The organism is Streptomyces sp. NBC_00209 (assembly GCF_045206345.1).
In the GTDB taxonomy this organism is placed as follows: domain Bacteria; phylum Actinomycetota; class Actinomycetes; order Streptomycetales; family Streptomycetaceae; genus Streptomyces.
On record NZ_CP108121.1, the window covers coordinates 2,727,212 to 2,742,674 of the forward strand.

The window sequence follows — 15,463 nt, forward strand, 5'->3', positions numbered from 1 at the left end:
GCTCCGTTGCGGGAGCCCCTGCCGAGCCTGGCGGAACTGACCTGAGGGGAAATCCCCTCAGGAATTACTTGGCCTTCTCGAGGATCTCGACGATGCGCCACCGCTTCGTGGCGGACAGCGGCCGGGTCTCCATCAGGAGGACGCGGTCGCCGACGCCGGCGGCGTTCTGCTCGTCGTGGGCCTTGAGCTTGCTGGTACGGCGGATGACCTTGCCGTACAGCGCGTGCTTCACGCGGTCCTCGACGGCGACGACGACGGTCTTGTCCATCTTGTCGCCGACGACGAGGCCCTCGCGGGTCTTGCGGAAGCCGCGCTCGGTCTTGGTCTCAGTCACAGTGTTCTCGCTCATCAGACGCTCTCCACCGTCTCGATACCGAGCTCGCGCTCGCGCATCAGGGTGTAGATCCGGGCGATGTCCTTACGGACGGACTTGAGCCGACCGTGGTTCTCGAGCTGCCCAGTCGCCGCCTGAAAGCGGAGGTTGAACAGCTCTTCCTTGGCCTCGCGGAGCTTGTTGAGGAGCTCCTCGTTGCCCAGCTCGCGCAGCTCGGACGCCTTGGTACCGGCCGACATCACGCTTCACCTGCCTCGCGCTTGACGATCCGGCACTTCATCGGCAGCTTGTGGGCCGCACGAGTCAGCGCCTCACGGGCGATCTTCTCGTTGGGGTACGACAGCTCGAACATGACGCGTCCGGGCTTGACGTTGGCGATCCACCACTCCGGGGAACCCTTACCGGAACCCATGCGGGTCTCGGCAGGCTTCTTGGTGAGGGGACGGTCCGGGTAAATGTTGATCCAGACCTTGCCGCCACGCTTGATGTGACGCGTCATGGCGATACGAGCGGACTCGATCTGACGGTTCGTCACGTACGCCGGGGTCAGCGCCTGGATGCCGTACTCGCCGAACGCAACCTGCGTGCCACCCTTGGACATGCCGCTGCGCTTCGGGTGGTGCTGCTTGCGGTGCTTGACCCTACGGGGGATCAGCATTTCGGTCAGGCCTCCGTTCCGGTGCTCTCAGCAGCCGGAGCAGCGGTGGTCGCCTCGGCCTTGGGGGCCTCGGCGGCCGGAGCCGACTGCTGCGGCTTGCGGCCGCGGCCGCCACGCTCGCCGCCACCGCGGCCACCGCGGCCGGCCGGGCGGTCAGCGCCGCCACGGGCCGGGCGGTTGCCCGCACGGGCAGCAGCGTTCTCGGCGCGGACCTCGGCGATGTTCTTGACGTCGCCCTTGTAGATCCAGACCTTCACGCCGATGCGGCCGAAGGTCGTCTTGGCCTCGAAGAAGCCGTAGTCGACGTTCGCGCGGAGCGTGTGCAGGGGCACACGGCCCTCGCGGTAGAACTCCGAGCGGGACATCTCGGCGCCGCCGAGGCGACCGCCGCACTGGACCTTGATGCCCTTGGCGCCGGCCTTCATCGTGCTCTGCATGCTCTTACGCATGGCACGACGGAAGGAGACGCGCGAGGAGAGCTGCTCGGCGACGGCCTGGGCCACCAGCTGAGCGTCCACCTCGGGGTTCTTGACCTCGAGGATGTTCAGCTGGACCTGCTTGCCGGTCAGCTTCTCCAGCTCGCCGCGGATGCGGTCGGCCTCGGCGCCGCGGCGGCCGATGACGATGCCCGGGCGAGCGGTGTGGATGTCGACGCGGACGCGGTCGCGGGTGCGCTCGATCTCAACCTTCGAGATGCCGGCGCGCTCCATGCCCTTCGTCATCATGCGACGAATGGCGACGTCTTCCTTGACGTAGTCCTTGTACAGCTTGTCGGCGTACCAGCGGGACTTGAAGTCCGTGGTGATGCCGAGCCGGAACCCATGCGGGTTGACCTTCTGGCCCATTACCGGGTTCCTTCCTTGCTGCTGACGACCACGGTGATGTGGCTGGTCCGCTTACGGATCCGGTAGGCGCGGCCCTGAGCACGCGGACGGAACCGCTTCAGGGTCGGACCCTCGTCCACGTAAGCCTCGCTGATGACCAGCGAAGACGCGTCGGGGTGGTCGTAGTTGTGCGCGGCGTTGGCAATGGCGCTGTCGAGCACCTTGCCCACCGGCACGCTCGCGGCCTGCGCGGCGAAACGCAGGACCGCCTGAGCCTCCGTGGCATCCATGCCACGGATGAGGTCCACCACTCGGCGGGCCTTCATGGGCGTGACGCGGATGTACCGCGCCTGGGCCCTGGCTTCCATGGTTGTCCCTTCGGTGTAAGTCATAGTCAGTCACCCCGCGTTAGCGGCGCTTCGACTTCCGGTCGTCCTTGACGTGGCCGCGGAAGGTGCGAGTCGGCGAGAACTCGCCGAGCTTGTGGCCGACCATCGACTCGGTGACGAACACCGGGACGTGGATCTTGCCGTTGTGCACCGCGATGGTGTGACCCAGCATGGCCGGGACGATCATCGAGCGACGGGACCAGGTCTTGATGACGTTCTTGGTGCCGGCCTCGTTCTGTACGTCCACCTTCTTGGCGAGGTGGCCGTCGACGAAGGGCCCCTTCTTGAGACTGCGCGGCATCTAAACCCGCTCCTAGCGCTTCTTGTTCGTCTTGCGGCGGCGGACGATGTACTTGTTCGACGCCTTCTTGGGCGAACGAGTACGACCCTCCTTCTTACCCCACGGCGAAACCGGGTGACGGCCACCGGAGGTCTTACCCTCACCACCACCGTGCGGGTGGTCGACCGGGTTCATCACGACGCCACGGACGGTCGGGCGGACGCCCTTCCACCGCATGCGGCCGGCCTTGCCCCAGTTGATGTTCGACTGCTCGGCGTTGCCGACCTCGCCGATGGTGGCGCGGCAGCGGGCGTCGACCAGGCGGATCTCACCCGACGGCATACGAAGGTGGGCCATGGTGCCCTCCTTCGCCAGCAGCTGCACGGAGGCACCCGCGGAGCGGGCGAACTTCGCGCCGCCGCCGGGCCGCAGCTCGATGGCGTGGATGGTCGTACCGACCGGGATGTTGCGCAGCGCCAGGTTGTTGCCGGGCTTGATGTCGGCGGCCGGGCCGTTCTCGACACGGTCGCCCTGCGCCAGGCCACGCGGCGCGATGATGTAGCGCTTCTCGCCGTCCGCGTAGTGCAGGAGCGCGATGCGCGCGGTGCGGTTGGGGTCGTACTCGATGTGCGCGACCTTGGCCGGCACGCCGTCCTTGTCGTGACGACGGAAGTCGATCACGCGGTAGGCGCGCTTGTGGCCACCACCCTGGTGGCGAACGGTCACACGACCGGTGTTGTTACGGCCGCCCTTGCTGTGCAGGGGGCGGACCAGCGACTTCTCCGGCGTGGACCGCGTGATCTCGACAAAGTCGGCGACGCTGGAGCCACGACGGCCCGGGGTCGTCGGCTTGTACTTGCGGATACCCATTTCTCAGTCCTCGTCCGATTCCGGACGACTCGGCCTCACTAGGAGGTCGGGCCGCCGAAGATGTCGATACGGTCGCCCTCAGCGAGGGTCACGATGGCGCGCTTGGTGTCAGCGCGCTTGCCGAAACCGCTCTTGGTGCGCTTGCGCTTGCCCTGGCGGTTGATCGTGTTGACCCCGGTGACCTTGACCGAGAAGACCGCCTCGACGGCCTGCTTGATCTGGGTCTTGTTGGAGCCCGGCGCGACGATGAACGTGTACTTGTTCTCGTCGAGCAGCGCGTAGCTCTTCTCCGAGACAACCGGCTTGACGAGAACGTCGCGCGGGTCGTCGTAGGTCTTGCTGGTAACGGTCGCCTCGCTCATCAGGCGTCGCTCCCTTCGGTCTCAGCGGTCTGGGGGCCAGACACGAAGGACTCGAAGGCGGCCTGGGTGAAGACCACGTCGTCAGAGACGATCACGTCGTACGTGTTCAGCTGGCCCGGCTCCAGGATGTGCACCTGGGGCAGGTTGCGTGCGGAGAGCCACGCGGCCTCGTCGCTGCGGTCGACGACCAGGAGCACGTTCTTGCGCTCCGAGATCTTGCCGAACAGCGTCTTGGCGGCCTTCGTGGAGACTCCACCCTCGACCACGCCGGTGACGACGTGGATACGGGAGTGACGCGCCCGGTCGGAGAGGGCACCGCGGAGGGCGGCGGCCTTCATCTTCTTCGGGGTGCGCTGCGAGTAGTCACGCGGCTGCGGGCCGTGGACGACGCCACCGCCGACGAACTGCGGCGCACGGGTCGAACCCTGGCGCGCGCGGCCGGTGCCCTTCTGGCGGTACGGCTTGCGCCCACCACCGCGGACCTCGCCGCGACGCTTGGTCTTGTGCGTGCCCTGACGGGCAGCTGCCAGCTGCGCGACAACGACCTGGTGGATCAGCGGAACGCTGGTCTTCGCGTCGAAGATCTCCGAGGGGAGCTCGACGGTACCGGCCTTGTCGCCTGCCGGCGAAAGGATGTCAATGGTGCTCATTACCTCAAGCCCCCTTGGCCGCGGTACGGACCAGGACGAGGCCGCCGTTCGGACCGGGGACCGCGCCCTTGATGAGCAGCAGACCCTTCTCCGCGTCAACCGCGTGGATGGTCAGGTTCTGGGTGGTGACGCGCTCGTTACCCATGCGACCGGCCATGCGCATGCCCTTGAAGACACGCCCAGGGGTGGCGCAGCCACCGATCGAACCGGGGGAACGGTGCTTGCGCTGGACGCCGTGGCCGGCGCCGAGGCCCTTGAAGTTGTGACGCTTCATGACACCGGCGAAGCCCTTGCCCTTGCTCTTGCCCGTGACGTCAACCTTGACGCCGGACTCGAACACCTCGGCAGTGACCTCCTGGCCCAGCGTGTACTCGCTGGCGTCAGGGGTGCGGAGCTCCACCAGGTGGCGGCGCGGGGTCACGTCGGCCTTGGCGAAGTGGCCCTTGAGGGGCTTGTTCACCTTGCGCGGGTCGATCTCGCCGAAGGCGATCTGGACCGACTCGTAGCCGTCGCTGTCGTTCGTGCGGACCTGCGTCACGACGCACGGACCGGCCTTGACGACGGTCACCGGGACGACCCGGTTGTTCTCGTCCCAGACCTGGGTCATGCCGAGCTTCTCGCCCAGGACGCCCTTGATGTTCTTGCTCATCTCGGCCCGTCCCCTCAGAGCTTGATCTCGATGTCGACGCCAGCCGGCAGGTCGAGGCGCATCAGCGAGTCAACCGTCTTCGGGGTGGGGTCGAGGATGTCGATGAGGCGCTTGTGCGTGCGCATCTCGAAGTGCTCGCGAGAGTCCTTGTACTTGTGCGGCGACTTGATGACGCAGTACACGTTCTTCTCAGTGGGCAGCGGCACCGGGCCCGCGACCGACGCACCAGTGCGGGTCACCGTCTCGACGATCTTCTTCGCCGAGGAGTCGATGACCTCGTGGTCGTAGGCCTTGAGCCGGATGCGGATCTTCTGTCCCGCCATGGCTACTAGTAGTCCTGTCTCTCGTTTAACGCTCTGGAACCCGAGGTTCTCGTATCCCCCACCTCCGACCCACGCGGTCGGGCGTGTCGCATCCCCTCTACGCAGAAATCCCGAAGGATTTCCCAACCAAGGGGGTGCGGGCCGAAGACCACGCTGCCGGGGGTGGAACCCCACCGGGCGCCTGGCCGGTGACCCACTTACGCTTCCCGAAAGATTCCCGTACGTCCGGCCCGCATGGGGCCGACGAGTACTGTGGGACTCGCTTCCGGTCCTCCCGGCGGGAGGCGCGCAGCATTGACACTCAACCGAGCAACCTGGCTAGTGTGCCATACGGGCTGGGAGCCTGGCCAATCGGGCCGGGAATCTTACCCCGGCCGAGTGGCTGGTCAAACGCGGGCACGGATCGGGAGCCTCGCGGCGCCTTCCGCTCAGGTGCGGGTCGTCGTTGACCTGACCCCTTTGGGGCCGACACCCTGGAGTCGGCCACCGCGCTCGCGGAGGCAGACCTCGGCTTCTCGGCGGGCGCCGACGGCGACGCGTTCGGGGCTGCGCTGCCGCACTGACCCACCCGCGTAATTCGTTCGTACGCGCAGGGCCCCCGCCCCTACAGTTTCCGACCGGATACGGCGACGGCACGGGGGCGGAAGATCATGCGGACGCACTATCCACGGACGCCTCATCTGCCCTGGTCGCCCGGGGCCACGTCCGACGACGTGCGGATGACCGACCTGGCGGTGCTGGCCGGAACCGAGGTCGTCGTCACCGAGAAGCTGGACGGCGAGAACACCACGTTGTACGCGGACGGGCTGCACGCCCGTTCGCTGGACTCGGCGCACCACCCGTCCCGGACCTGGGTGAAGGCCCTCCAAGCCCGCGTCGGCGCCCGTATTCCGCAGGGGTGGCGGATCTGCGGCGAGAACATGTTCGCGCGGCACTCCCTGGCGTACGACGCGCTGGAGAGCCACTTCTACGGGTTCTCCGTGTGGGACGGCGACCGCTGCCTGGGCTGGGACCGGACCGTGGAGTTCCTGCGTTCGCTGGGTGTCCCGGCGCCGCCGGTGCTGTGGCGCGGGGTGTTCGACGCGAAGGCGCTGCGCGCGCTGAAGCCGGATACGGGGCGGCAGGAGGGGTAGGTCGTCCGGCCGGCGGCGAGCTTCCCGGCCGCGCTGTTCGGGCGCGCCGTCGGCAAGTGGGTGCGCCCGGGGCACGTGGTGACCGATACGCACTGGATGCACGCGGAGGTCGTGGAGAACGGGCTCGGTGCGGGGGCGGCGCTCTGGTCCGTACGGTCCGGAGCGCCCGTCGACCCAACGGCACTGGCGGCGGCGGTGGGCGCCGGTCCGGAGGGCGGGCCGGAGCCAAAAGGCGGGCCGGAGCACGCCCTCGCCGCCGCCCACGCCCTGGACGCCCTCGGCCGCACCGGGGACGACCGCCTCGCCGGTGTCCTCGCCGCCCTGCTGCACGGCACCCGCCGCACTGCCGTGGCCCCGGCTCTCGCGGGCCGCATCGGCATGCCGCTCGCCCGCCGCGTCGCGGACCTCGTCGGCCTGGCCCCCGGGCTGCACCGGCCCTACCCCGACGAGGAGCGGCGCACCGGGCTCGCCCGGATGGCGCTCGCCGCCGACCTGCCCGTGCTGCACGCGGTGTCCGGGGCGCTGGCGGAGACCCCCGAGGCGCGGGAACAGGTCGAGTGGTCGGCGCTGCACGCGGAGGAGGTGCGGGAGCCGGACGGGCTCGCCGAGGCGTTCGCCGACCTCGGGCCGGAGGCCGCGGCGCGCTGCCTGGCGCAGGCCCGCGAGGCGTACGCGGACGGGCGCGTCGCCACCGCCGAGGAGGCGGTCGCCGCGACCTGGCGGTGGAGGTCCGGGGACTTCCCGCGCCTGGTCCAGCTGGCCGGGCCCTCGGGCAGCGGCAAGAGCACCTTCGCCCGGGGGCTGCCGGGGGTCGCCACGTACCTCTCGCTGGACGATCTCCGCCTGGCCCGGGGCTCGCGCGCCGACCAGAGCGCCAACGGGGACGTGCTGCGCGAGGGCCTGGACCGGCTGGACGCGGCCCTCGTCCCCGGCGCGACGGTGGTCTGGGACGCCACCTCGCTCAACCCGCACCAGCGCTCCCTGGTCCACGCGGTCGCCCGCCGCCGCGACGCCCTGGTCACGCACGCCGTGGCCTGGATCGGCGAGGCGGAGCTGGCCGCGCGCAACGGCCGCCGGGAGCACCCCGTACCCCCGCAGGTGCTGGCGTCGCAGCTGCACCGGTTCGTACCCCCGTACCCCGGCCAGGCGCACCGCACCTGGTACATCGGCACCAGCGGAACCGTGGAGGACCGGGCCTGATGCGTACGAGCGAGGAGATCTACCACCGGGTCCGCTGGGACGCCCGCTTCGATCCGGCGCGCTTCGTGCTGGGCGTGGCGCAGCGCGGCCGGGGGCCGAAGCGGGTGCCGCTGGACCGGTTCACGCCGGGCGGCGACATCCCCTGGCACCGGGTCCTCTTCTTCGAGGCGGACGGCGAGGTGGTCTGGGACCGGGCGACGGGCACGGACCGCATCGACGCGACGGACGCCGGCCGGATACGGGAGGCGCGCCGCCTGCCTTCCCCGTACTTCACGGCGCGAACCCCGCACGCGTACTCCCCCGCGACGGGCACCTGGGAACCGGCGGCGGCCACGGCCCCCGGCCCGGCGGGTCCGCTGACGGTCCTCACCTGGAACACCCTCTGGGACCGCTACGACAGCGACCGCATCGACACCGCGCGCCGCCGCCCCCTGCTGGCCGAGGCGCTGCGGGCGGCGGACGCGGACGTGATCGCGCTCCAGGAGGTGGAGCCCGCGCTGCTCACGCTGCTGCTGGGGTGCGAGTGGGTGAGTGCTCACTACACCCTCGCGACCGACCCGGCCGGTCACGACGTCCCGGACCACGGCCTGCTGCTGCTCAGCCGCCTGCCGGTGAGCGAGGCGGCGGTGCATGTGCTGGGCCCGCACAAGGCGGTCGCGGCGGCGGTGGTGGAGACGGCGGACGGCCCGGTCACGGTGGCCGTCACGCACCTCAGCAGCGACCACTCCCCCGAGGGCGCGGCCCGCCGGGAGGCGGAACTCGCGGACCTCGCGACGGGGTTGGCGAACGTGGCGGGCGAACTGCTGCTCGTCGGCGACTTCAACGACGGCGGCGACCACCCGCAGACACGTCTGGCGATGACGGACGCGTGGACGGAGGTGCACGGCCCCGCCGACGACACCCCGACCTTCGACCCGTCGGCCAACCCGCTGGCCGCGATCTCGTCCCTCTCGGGCCGGGTGTCCCGCCTGGACCGGGTGCTGCTGCGTACGGACCGGCTGCGGGCGTGTGGGGCGACCCTGCTCGGGGAAGAGCCCGGGCCCGGTGGACTGCATGTGTCGGATCACTACGGGGTACGGGTGGGGCTCAGCGCGGCTTCCCCGCACGCCGAAGAGGTGGCGGAACGCGTCGCCGCCGCCCTCCCCGACGCGCACGTCCACCTCGTCGGTTCCCGGCGCATGGGCTGCGCGCGCCCCGGCGCCGACCTGGACCTGGTGGCGGCGCTCCCCGAGGTCACGGGCGTACGGGACCGGCTCGCCGAAGCCTTCCCGGAGGCGCGGGACCTGCGCGAGGTGAGCGGGGCCCGTGTCCCCGGCCTGCGGTGGTACGTGGACGGCCTGCGGGTGGACCTGGTCACCGTGGCGACGGGCACCCTGCCCCCGGCCGAAGCGGTGGCGCGCCGAGCGGAGTTGGGCGAGGCGGCGGCCATCGCCCTGAGCGCGGCGAGCGACGCGGAGGCGTTCCCGCGCGATGAGGCGTTCACCGCCCTGGCCCGGAGCGTCAAGGAGTGGGCGGCGGCCAGGGGCCTGGACTCCGCCCCGTGCGGTGGCCTGCCGGGGATCGCCTGGGCGACGCTCGCGGCCCGTACGGCCCACGAGGGCGGCGGCCTCCGGGACTTCTTCGCGACCTGGGCGGCATGGGACTGGCGAGACCCGGTGGGCGAGGGCCCGGCGACGGACGCCCCGGTGACGGTGTACACCCCGACCGCACCGGTCCGCTCCTGCACGACCCAAGTGAGCTCCGCAGGACGCGACGTGCTGACAGCGGAGCTGTTCCGGGCCTGGGAGCTCCTGGACACGGCCCCGGACCGGCTCTGCGCCCCGCCGACCCTCACCGAGCACACGACGTGGGCCCTCGCGACGGCAGCCCCACCCGAGGAGGGCCGCCTACGAGGCCGCCTCCTCGCCCTCACCGCCGCCCTCACAGACGCGGGCACCCCGGACACCCGCGTCTGGCCCCGCCCGATCACGACCCCCGACCACACGGGTTACGCGATCGGCCTGGGCACGACGCCCCCGGAGACCCACCGCCTCGCGGAGATCGGGGCGGAGGTGCTGCGCGGGCTGAAGGGGGCGTCACTGCGCCCCGGCCCGAACCCGGTGGCGCATCCACGCGACACCTGAGGGCAGGCGCTACGGGGTCTCGTACCGTGTCAGCCAGTTCGCCACCTCATCCACCACCACGGGGTCCACATGGCCGGGCCGCGCGTAGCCGGCCGGGGAGGACGGGCCGCTCCCGGCGAAGAAGAGGTGGTCGAGGCGCTCGTGGACGCGGATCGACACCTCCGGGCGCCCCGCGAGGGCCCGCCGCCAGCCCATGAGGTCGTCGGCGACGGTCACCTGGTAGTCCCGGCCGCCCTGGATGATCAGCATCGGGCGGTCCAGCCGGGCGGCCGTGGCCGCCGGGTCGTAGGCGCGCAGGTCGAGCCAGTAGGAGGCGGAGAACCCCAGCGGCAGCGTCTCCGGCGGCGTGTCGGGCGTGAGACCCGGGTCCGCCACCGCGGCAGCCTGCCGGACCAGGGCCGACACCATCGCGTCGGCGGCCCGACCGGGCTCCAGCTCCGCCAGATGACGGGCCACCCGGACGGCCGCCTCGTGCATCGGCCGGGTGTCCGCGGCGAGCAGCACCAGACCCGCGATCGAGGGGTCGCCCTCGGCGATCCGGGGCGCCGCCTTGCCGCCCATGCTGTGGCCCAGCAGGTGGATCCGGTCCGGGGCCACCTCGGGCCGCTGCCGCAGCAGCCGGACGGCGGCCCGTGCGTGAGGCACGTACTCGTCGGCCATCGTGAAGTCCGGCCGCAGACGATCCGGGTGCGCGAAGGTCACCTTGTCGAAGCGCAGCACGGCCACTCGCCGGGAGGCGAGGCCCCACGCGAGGTCCTTCAGCGGCTTGTTCGCGCCGCTGCTCCCGTCCCGGTCGAACGCGCCGCCGCCGCTGAGCAGCACCACGGCGGGCCACGGCCCGTCGCCCACGGGCAGGGTGAGCGTGCCGGGAACCGCGAGCGGTCCGGTGCCCACGACGACGTCGCGCTCGGTGAACCGGTACTCGTCCACGTAACCCGGCGGCTCCCACGCGGTGTCGCCCTGCGTGTCGAAGCGCAGCCCCTGCAACAAACCGTCGTCACCGACCGACGTGACCACGGCGAACCCGCCTTCGGCGCAGAGCACCGGTATGCGCACGCGCACCGAGTCCATCTCGGCCACCGGCTCCTCGACAGCCGTGAGGCCGCCGCGTCCGGCGGCCTCGGCCGCCCACGCGAGCCGCAGCTGCTCGGCGGAGACCGCCGCCCGCAGCGGAGGCGCGAACAGCTCCACCGATTCCTCGAACCGCTCCGCCCGCAGCAGTGCGGCGAACCGACGTGCCGCCTCCGGCACCCCACCCTCAGCCATTCTCATGAATGAGAAAGGTAGCAGCCGTGAGAAGGTGAGGTGTGGACTCCCTGGACCTTCTCGCCCATCCCATCCGGCTGCGGATCGTCCTGGCGATGGGCGGAGCGCGGACACTGACCACCTCTCAGCTCTGTGCCCGCGTCCCGGAGGCGTCCAAGGCCACGGTCTACCGGCATATCGACCTGCTGACGTCCGGGGGCATTCTGGAAGTGGCCGAGGAGCACAGGGTGCGCGGCGCGGTGGAGCGCCACTACCGGCTCCGCCAGGACCGGGCCACGATCGGCCCGGAGGCGGTCGCCGCGCTCACCCCGGAGGCCCACCGGCGAGCCTTCACCACCGCGATGACGGCCTTGCTGGCCGAGTTCACCGCCTACCTCGACCGCGACGGGGCCGATCCCGTGGCCGACCGGGTGGGCTACCGCCAGCACTCACTCTGGCTCAGCCCGGCGGAACTGGAGGAGCTGATCAGCGGCCTGCGCGCGGCCATCGCCCCGAAGCTCGCCAACGAACCGAGCCCTGAGCGGACTCAGTACCTTCTCAGCCCGATCCACTTCCCGGTGGAAGCGCCCTCCCCGGAAACCGGGGCGTAGCGAACCTCAACAGGCGCGCACCCACCGGGATCGGCCCGGTCGCGTCATGCGCATGTAACGCCTTTCCCGTCCACTGCCAAATACATCTGACAGGCAGGCCGGAAGAGGGGAGACACCACCTTGACGAGCGACACCCGCGGCGAGGTAGGACCAGCGGCGGCAGCGCGCGATCCGGACCTCTTCGAGGAGTTCTACCGGCGCCACTTCGACGCGATCACCCGGTTCGTCGCCCGGCGCGTCGCCGACCCCCACACGGTCGCCGACCTGACGGCGGAGGTCTTCCTCGCCGCGATCGACTCCGCGGACTCCTACCGTCCGGGCCGGGGCAGTGAGACGGCCTGGCTGTACGGCATAGCCCGCAACCTGGTCGGCGCCGAGGCCCGCCGCACCGCCCGCCAAGCCGCCCTGGGCGCCCGGATCGCGGGTCGCAGGCTGCTGGAGGCGGACGACATCGCGCGTCTGGAGGAGCAGTTGGACGCCGAGGCCGCCGGGCGCCGGGCGCTGGCCGCGCTCGCCGGCCTCCCGCAGGGCGAGCGCGCGCTGCTGGAGCTCATCACCGTGGACCAGCTCACGCTCCCGGAGGCCGCCTCGGCGCTCGGCCTCCGCCAGGTGACCGCCCGGGTGCGGCTGCACCGGGCGCGCAAGACGCTGCGGGGGGCGGCCCGCGACGTCACGGATGAACCGGCGCCGGGACCGGCTCTCGCCGGGGACACACTCATCGCGGCGACAGGGGAGCGAGCATGAACGCGACATTCGAGGACCGGCTGCTCGAAGAGCTGAAGCGGGAGATCGAGGCGCGCGCACCGCGGCCCGCCCCGGAGCGCCCGCGCCGCGTGGTCACCGCACCGCGGTTCGCGCTCGCGGCCGGACTGGCCACCGCGGCGACGGTGGCAGCGGTGCTGCTGCCCGGGTCGCCCACGACGCCGAAGGCGTACGCCGTGGACCGGAACGGAGACGGCAGCGTCACCGTAACCCTCTACGACCTCACACCGGACCCCACAGAACAGGAGGCACTCGTGACACGGGTGCGTGAGCTAGGAGTACTGGTGAGCATCGACAGCCCGCCCGACGGAACCGCCTGCACCCAACCCAGGGGTGAGGTCATCCAGTCCCCGGCTGGCGTCGCGGATCCCTCGATGAAGATCGACATCGGGAAGCCGGCGAAGGGCATGCCCGGAATCCCGGCCTCGACGCCGCCGGATACGAAGAAAAGGGGCCCCGATACCGACTGGCAGGCCACCCTCCGCCCCGGCGACACCCTGGTGATCGAGCACGACAACGACATCGCGTGGTTCTCCGCGATCAAGGGCACCGCCACCCCGTGCAAGCCCCGGCCCGTCAACCAGCTCCCACCCCCCGTCATGGGCGACTGAACTCGCGCCCGTGGCAATTCGGTTCCACACCGGGGCTCGACTCGCCACCTTGCCCTCATGTCACTGGACGAGGAACTGATAGCGCTCCGTCGGGAGATCCATCGTCGCCCCGAACTCGCGGGCGAGGAGCGGGAGACGGCCGGGCTCGTCGCGGAGCAGTTGCGCGCGGCGGGCCTGGAGGTGACGACCGGTGTCGGGGGGCACGGGGTCGTCGCCGTGCTCGACGGTTCGGCCGAGGGGCCGACGATCGCGTACCGGGCGGACATGGACGCCGTGGACGCGACGCGGAACGTGCTGCCGTTCCCGCGTACGGGCCGGGTGTACGACGAGGGCTTCGCCTCGACCGTGCCCGGTGTCGCGCACCTCTGCGGGCACGACCTGCACACCGCGATCGGTGTCGGCATCGCGCGGACGCTGGCCGCGTCCTCGGAGCGGGTACGCGGTCGGCTGGTCTTCGTGTTCCAGCCCGCCGAGGAGCCCTTGCAGGGCGCCCGCGCGATGCTCGACACGGGCCTCGTGCAGCGGCTCGCGCCCCGTGAGTTCCACGCCCTGCACACCAGCCCGTTCCCCACCGGCACGATCGCGGTGTCCCCGGGCCACGGCCTGCCGGGCCTCGACCAGCTCCGCATCCTCCTTCCGGAAGGCCAGGACGCGGCGGCCCTCGCGGCCGAGGTCGAGGCGCTCGGCACGGTCCACTTCCCGCAGAACGTCACCGAGTACCACGCGGGCTTCCACGCCCTCCTGGACCCCGAAGCGGCGGCGGCCCGCCAGGAATCGGTGTCCGTCGCCGCGTGGACCGAGCCGGGCCCGCCGTCGGCGTACTCCTGCGCGTCTGGCCGCAGGAGCACCTGCCTGCGGTACGCGCGCAGGCCGCGCGGATCGCGGCGGCGGCCGGAGGACGCGCCGAGTTCCAGGACGCCCCGTTCCCGGCCCTCGTGAACTCCCCGGGCCTCAGCACGGCGGCCGGGGACTACCTGAGTACGGCGATGGGCCCGGAGTCCGTGTTGTGGGCCCGCGCCTCATGGCCGTACAACTGCGAGGACTTCGCCCTGTTCACCCACGAGGCCCCGGGCACGCAGCTCTACCTGGGCGTCGCGAACGCCGACGCGGGCATCGACGGCGCCCCGCACTCCCCCGAGTTCGCGGCCGACGAACGCGCGATCGGCCACGGCGTACGCGCCATGGCCGGTCTCCTGGCCCATCGACTGACGACTGGACGACGTTGATCGGTCGCGCACGCGGGTGGTGAATCGGGAAGCACTACGGTGGGCTTCGTGGCGAGTGAGACCGACCGTGCAGCCCTGGCCGACGAGGTGTGCATCGCGCTGAAGAGGTGCTGCCCCGGATCACGTGCGGAGCTGACCGGCCCGCTGGGGTCGGGCACGGCGGACGCCTTCAGCGACGTCGACATCGCGTGGGTGGTGCCGGACGAGCGGTTCCCGGACTTCTATCGCTCCGACCGCCGACGCCTCCTGTTCGTCCGCTTCGCAGGGGTTCCGCTGTTCTGGCGGTTCGACCTGGACGTCCGCGCCGCGTCGGTCGCGGACGACCCGCACTACGACGTGGCCCGGCTCGCACACGCCGCTGCCCTGCGCGAGCCGTCCTTGTCGGACCTGGCCGCCCAGGTCACGACGCTCGCGGCCCAGCACCTCGGAGGCACCGCCGAATCGGCCACGGCGTAAGCGTCATTCCCGATCCGCTGACCCATCGCGTGACGACTCGCCCCACGGCTCACTGACACAGCGGCGGGACCGGTGCGCATCGCGGGCAGCGGCGCAACGCCTGCACCGGCCGTTTCAACTCGCGTGGGCGGCCCGGAAGATAAGGCAGGCTGTCCGGCTTCCGGCCCGTACGGCGTGGTCGGCCTGGCTGGGTCGGCAGCGGCGGGACACGGGATCGTATTCGGTCATGATCACACCGGCATGGTCCGTGTCGGGCTCGTCGAGCGAGGTCGGCCATCCCCGTTGCTGAAGGGCCGCATGAAGGTGGCGGGACTGTTGGACGTCTACGGCCGGATCAGCAGATCCGTGGACCAGCCGGACCGGGATGGCCGGCAGCGACTCATCGGCCCTTGCCAGTTCGTCCATCGGAGCGCGGCCCGTCAGTGGTTCCGGTCGGGTGTAGCCGCCGGCGATGCCAACGACGGCACAGGGCCTCCACCCATCGAGTGCGCCAGGGTTCACGGCGGCGGCCATCGCGGCCTTGCTCCCCAGAGACCAGCCGGCAAGCGCGATCCGTCCGCCGTCTCCACCGAATGCGGCCGCGTTCTGCCGGACGAATACGGCGGACTCGCGGAGGTGGGCCCGACCACCGTCGTCGGCGTCCGGCCGCCAGTCCGGGACGAAGCACACCACACCCAGCGACGCCACGGCCCGCGCGAGCGGCGCGAGAACGTCCCGCTCGTCGGGGCCTCTTCCGTGCCAGAGCAGCACACTCGGT

Annotated in this window: 20 protein-coding genes and 1 pseudogene; 8 read left to right on the forward strand and 13 right to left on the reverse strand. The window is 71.3% G+C overall.

All coding sequences use genetic code 11. The annotated features are described in order from the left end of the window. Positions 1-64: 64 nt before the first annotated feature. The 11 genes from rpsQ to rpsJ are packed head-to-tail and all read right to left on the reverse strand — an operon-like array spanning position 65 to position 5,339. Positions 65-349 carry a 30S ribosomal protein S17 gene (gene rpsQ, locus OG867_RS11980; protein ID WP_328901787.1) on the reverse strand — a complete coding sequence of 95 codons (285 nt, stop codon included), beginning with the start codon at positions 347-349 and terminating at the stop codon, positions 65-67. After that, positions 349-573, reverse strand: a complete 225-nt coding sequence (gene rpmC / locus OG867_RS11985) for a 50S ribosomal protein L29 (protein WP_014047786.1) — start codon at positions 571-573, stop codon at positions 349-351. The genes rpsQ and rpmC overlap by 1 nt, the downstream gene beginning before the upstream one ends. Further along, positions 573-992: a 50S ribosomal protein L16 gene (gene rplP / locus OG867_RS11990; protein WP_018101222.1), complete on the reverse strand. Its 420-nt coding sequence runs from the start codon at positions 990-992 to the stop codon at positions 573-575. The genes rpmC and rplP overlap by 1 nt, the downstream gene beginning before the upstream one ends. Positions 993-997: 5 nt before the next feature. Next, positions 998-1,837, reverse strand: coding sequence for a 30S ribosomal protein S3 (rpsC, locus tag OG867_RS11995; protein WP_328901786.1), 840 nt, complete (start codon positions 1,835-1,837; stop codon positions 998-1,000). Then, the gene (gene rplV / locus OG867_RS12000) at positions 1,837-2,184 is read right to left on the reverse strand and encodes a 50S ribosomal protein L22 (RefSeq protein ID WP_161308667.1); all 348 of its coding nucleotides are present in this window, start codon (positions 2,182-2,184) and stop codon (positions 1,837-1,839) included. Before rplV ends, rpsC begins: the two co-directional genes overlap by 1 nt. A 40-nt stretch (positions 2,185-2,224) precedes the next feature. After that, positions 2,225-2,506: a 30S ribosomal protein S19 gene (gene rpsS, locus OG867_RS12005; protein WP_018101224.1), complete on the reverse strand. Its 282-nt coding sequence runs from the start codon at positions 2,504-2,506 to the stop codon at positions 2,225-2,227. 12 nt (positions 2,507-2,518) lie between these two features. Further along, the gene (gene rplB / locus OG867_RS12010) at positions 2,519-3,355 is read right to left on the reverse strand and encodes a 50S ribosomal protein L2 (protein ID WP_018519294.1); all 837 of its coding nucleotides are present in this window, start codon (positions 3,353-3,355) and stop codon (positions 2,519-2,521) included. Between the two features lie 38 nt (positions 3,356-3,393). Next, entirely contained in the window at positions 3,394-3,717 is a 324-nt protein-coding gene (gene rplW, locus OG867_RS12015) for a 50S ribosomal protein L23 (protein WP_018101226.1), read from the reverse strand. Next, complete coding sequence (rplD, locus tag OG867_RS12020; protein ID WP_328901785.1) at positions 3,717-4,367, reverse strand: 50S ribosomal protein L4; 651 nt, start codon at positions 4,365-4,367, stop codon at positions 3,717-3,719. Before rplD ends, rplW begins: the two co-directional genes overlap by 1 nt. Before the next feature lie 4 nt (positions 4,368-4,371). After that, on the reverse strand, positions 4,372-5,016 hold the full coding sequence (gene rplC / locus OG867_RS12025; protein WP_014154591.1) for a 50S ribosomal protein L3: 645 nt from the start codon (positions 5,014-5,016) through the stop codon (positions 4,372-4,374). Positions 5,017-5,030: 14 nt separating this feature from the next. Continuing rightward, complete coding sequence (rpsJ, locus tag OG867_RS12030) at positions 5,031-5,339, reverse strand: 30S ribosomal protein S10 (protein WP_003948644.1); 309 nt, start codon at positions 5,337-5,339, stop codon at positions 5,031-5,033. 650 nt (positions 5,340-5,989) lie between these two features. Between rpsJ and OG867_RS12035 the strand changes: the two are divergent. Both OG867_RS12035 and OG867_RS12040 read left to right on the forward strand, forming a co-directional pair. After that, positions 5,990-7,672: pseudogene (locus OG867_RS12035) on the forward strand (RNA ligase family protein). Next, positions 7,672-9,795: an RNA repair domain-containing protein gene (locus tag OG867_RS12040; RefSeq protein WP_406284896.1), complete on the forward strand. Its 2,124-nt coding sequence runs from the start codon at positions 7,672-7,674 to the stop codon at positions 9,793-9,795. Before OG867_RS12035 ends, OG867_RS12040 begins: the two are co-directional and overlap by 1 nt. A gap of 9 nt (positions 9,796-9,804) precedes the next feature. On the opposite strand, the gene OG867_RS12045 is transcribed toward OG867_RS12040, so the two are convergent. Then, positions 9,805-11,067, reverse strand: coding sequence for an alpha/beta hydrolase family protein (locus tag OG867_RS12045; RefSeq protein WP_406284898.1), 1,263 nt, complete (start codon positions 11,065-11,067; stop codon positions 9,805-9,807). Between the two features lie 35 nt (positions 11,068-11,102). Between OG867_RS12045 and OG867_RS12050 the strand changes: the two genes are divergently transcribed. From OG867_RS12050 to OG867_RS12075, 6 genes are all read left to right on the forward strand, one after another. Beyond that, a complete protein-coding gene (locus OG867_RS12050) occupies positions 11,103-11,651 on the forward strand; it encodes a helix-turn-helix domain-containing protein (protein WP_406284900.1) in 549 nt (182 codons plus the stop codon). A 120-nt stretch (positions 11,652-11,771) separates the two neighbouring features. Beyond that, positions 11,772-12,395: an RNA polymerase sigma factor gene (locus OG867_RS12055; protein WP_406284902.1), complete on the forward strand. Its 624-nt coding sequence runs from the start codon at positions 11,772-11,774 to the stop codon at positions 12,393-12,395. Further along, positions 12,392-13,024 (forward strand): hypothetical protein, encoded by a 633-nt coding sequence (locus tag OG867_RS12060; RefSeq protein ID WP_406284903.1) that lies wholly within the window; start codon positions 12,392-12,394, stop codon positions 13,022-13,024. Before OG867_RS12055 ends, OG867_RS12060 begins: the two co-directional genes overlap by 4 nt. A 57-nt stretch (positions 13,025-13,081) precedes the next feature. After that, on the forward strand, positions 13,082-13,963 hold the full coding sequence (locus tag OG867_RS12065) for a M20 family metallopeptidase (protein ID WP_406284905.1): 882 nt from the start codon (positions 13,082-13,084) through the stop codon (positions 13,961-13,963). Beyond that, positions 13,960-14,250, forward strand: a complete 291-nt coding sequence (locus OG867_RS12070) for a hypothetical protein (RefSeq protein ID WP_406284908.1) — start codon at positions 13,960-13,962, stop codon at positions 14,248-14,250. Before OG867_RS12065 ends, OG867_RS12070 begins: the two co-directional genes overlap by 4 nt. Before the next feature lie 48 nt (positions 14,251-14,298). Then, complete coding sequence (locus tag OG867_RS12075) at positions 14,299-14,706, forward strand: hypothetical protein (protein ID WP_406284910.1); 408 nt, start codon at positions 14,299-14,301, stop codon at positions 14,704-14,706. Between the two features lie 114 nt (positions 14,707-14,820). On the opposite strand, the gene OG867_RS12080 is transcribed toward OG867_RS12075, so the two are convergent. Further along, entirely contained in the window at positions 14,821-15,456 is a 636-nt protein-coding gene (locus OG867_RS12080) for an alpha/beta hydrolase (RefSeq protein ID WP_406284911.1), read from the reverse strand. Between the last annotated feature and the right edge of the window lie 7 nt (positions 15,457-15,463).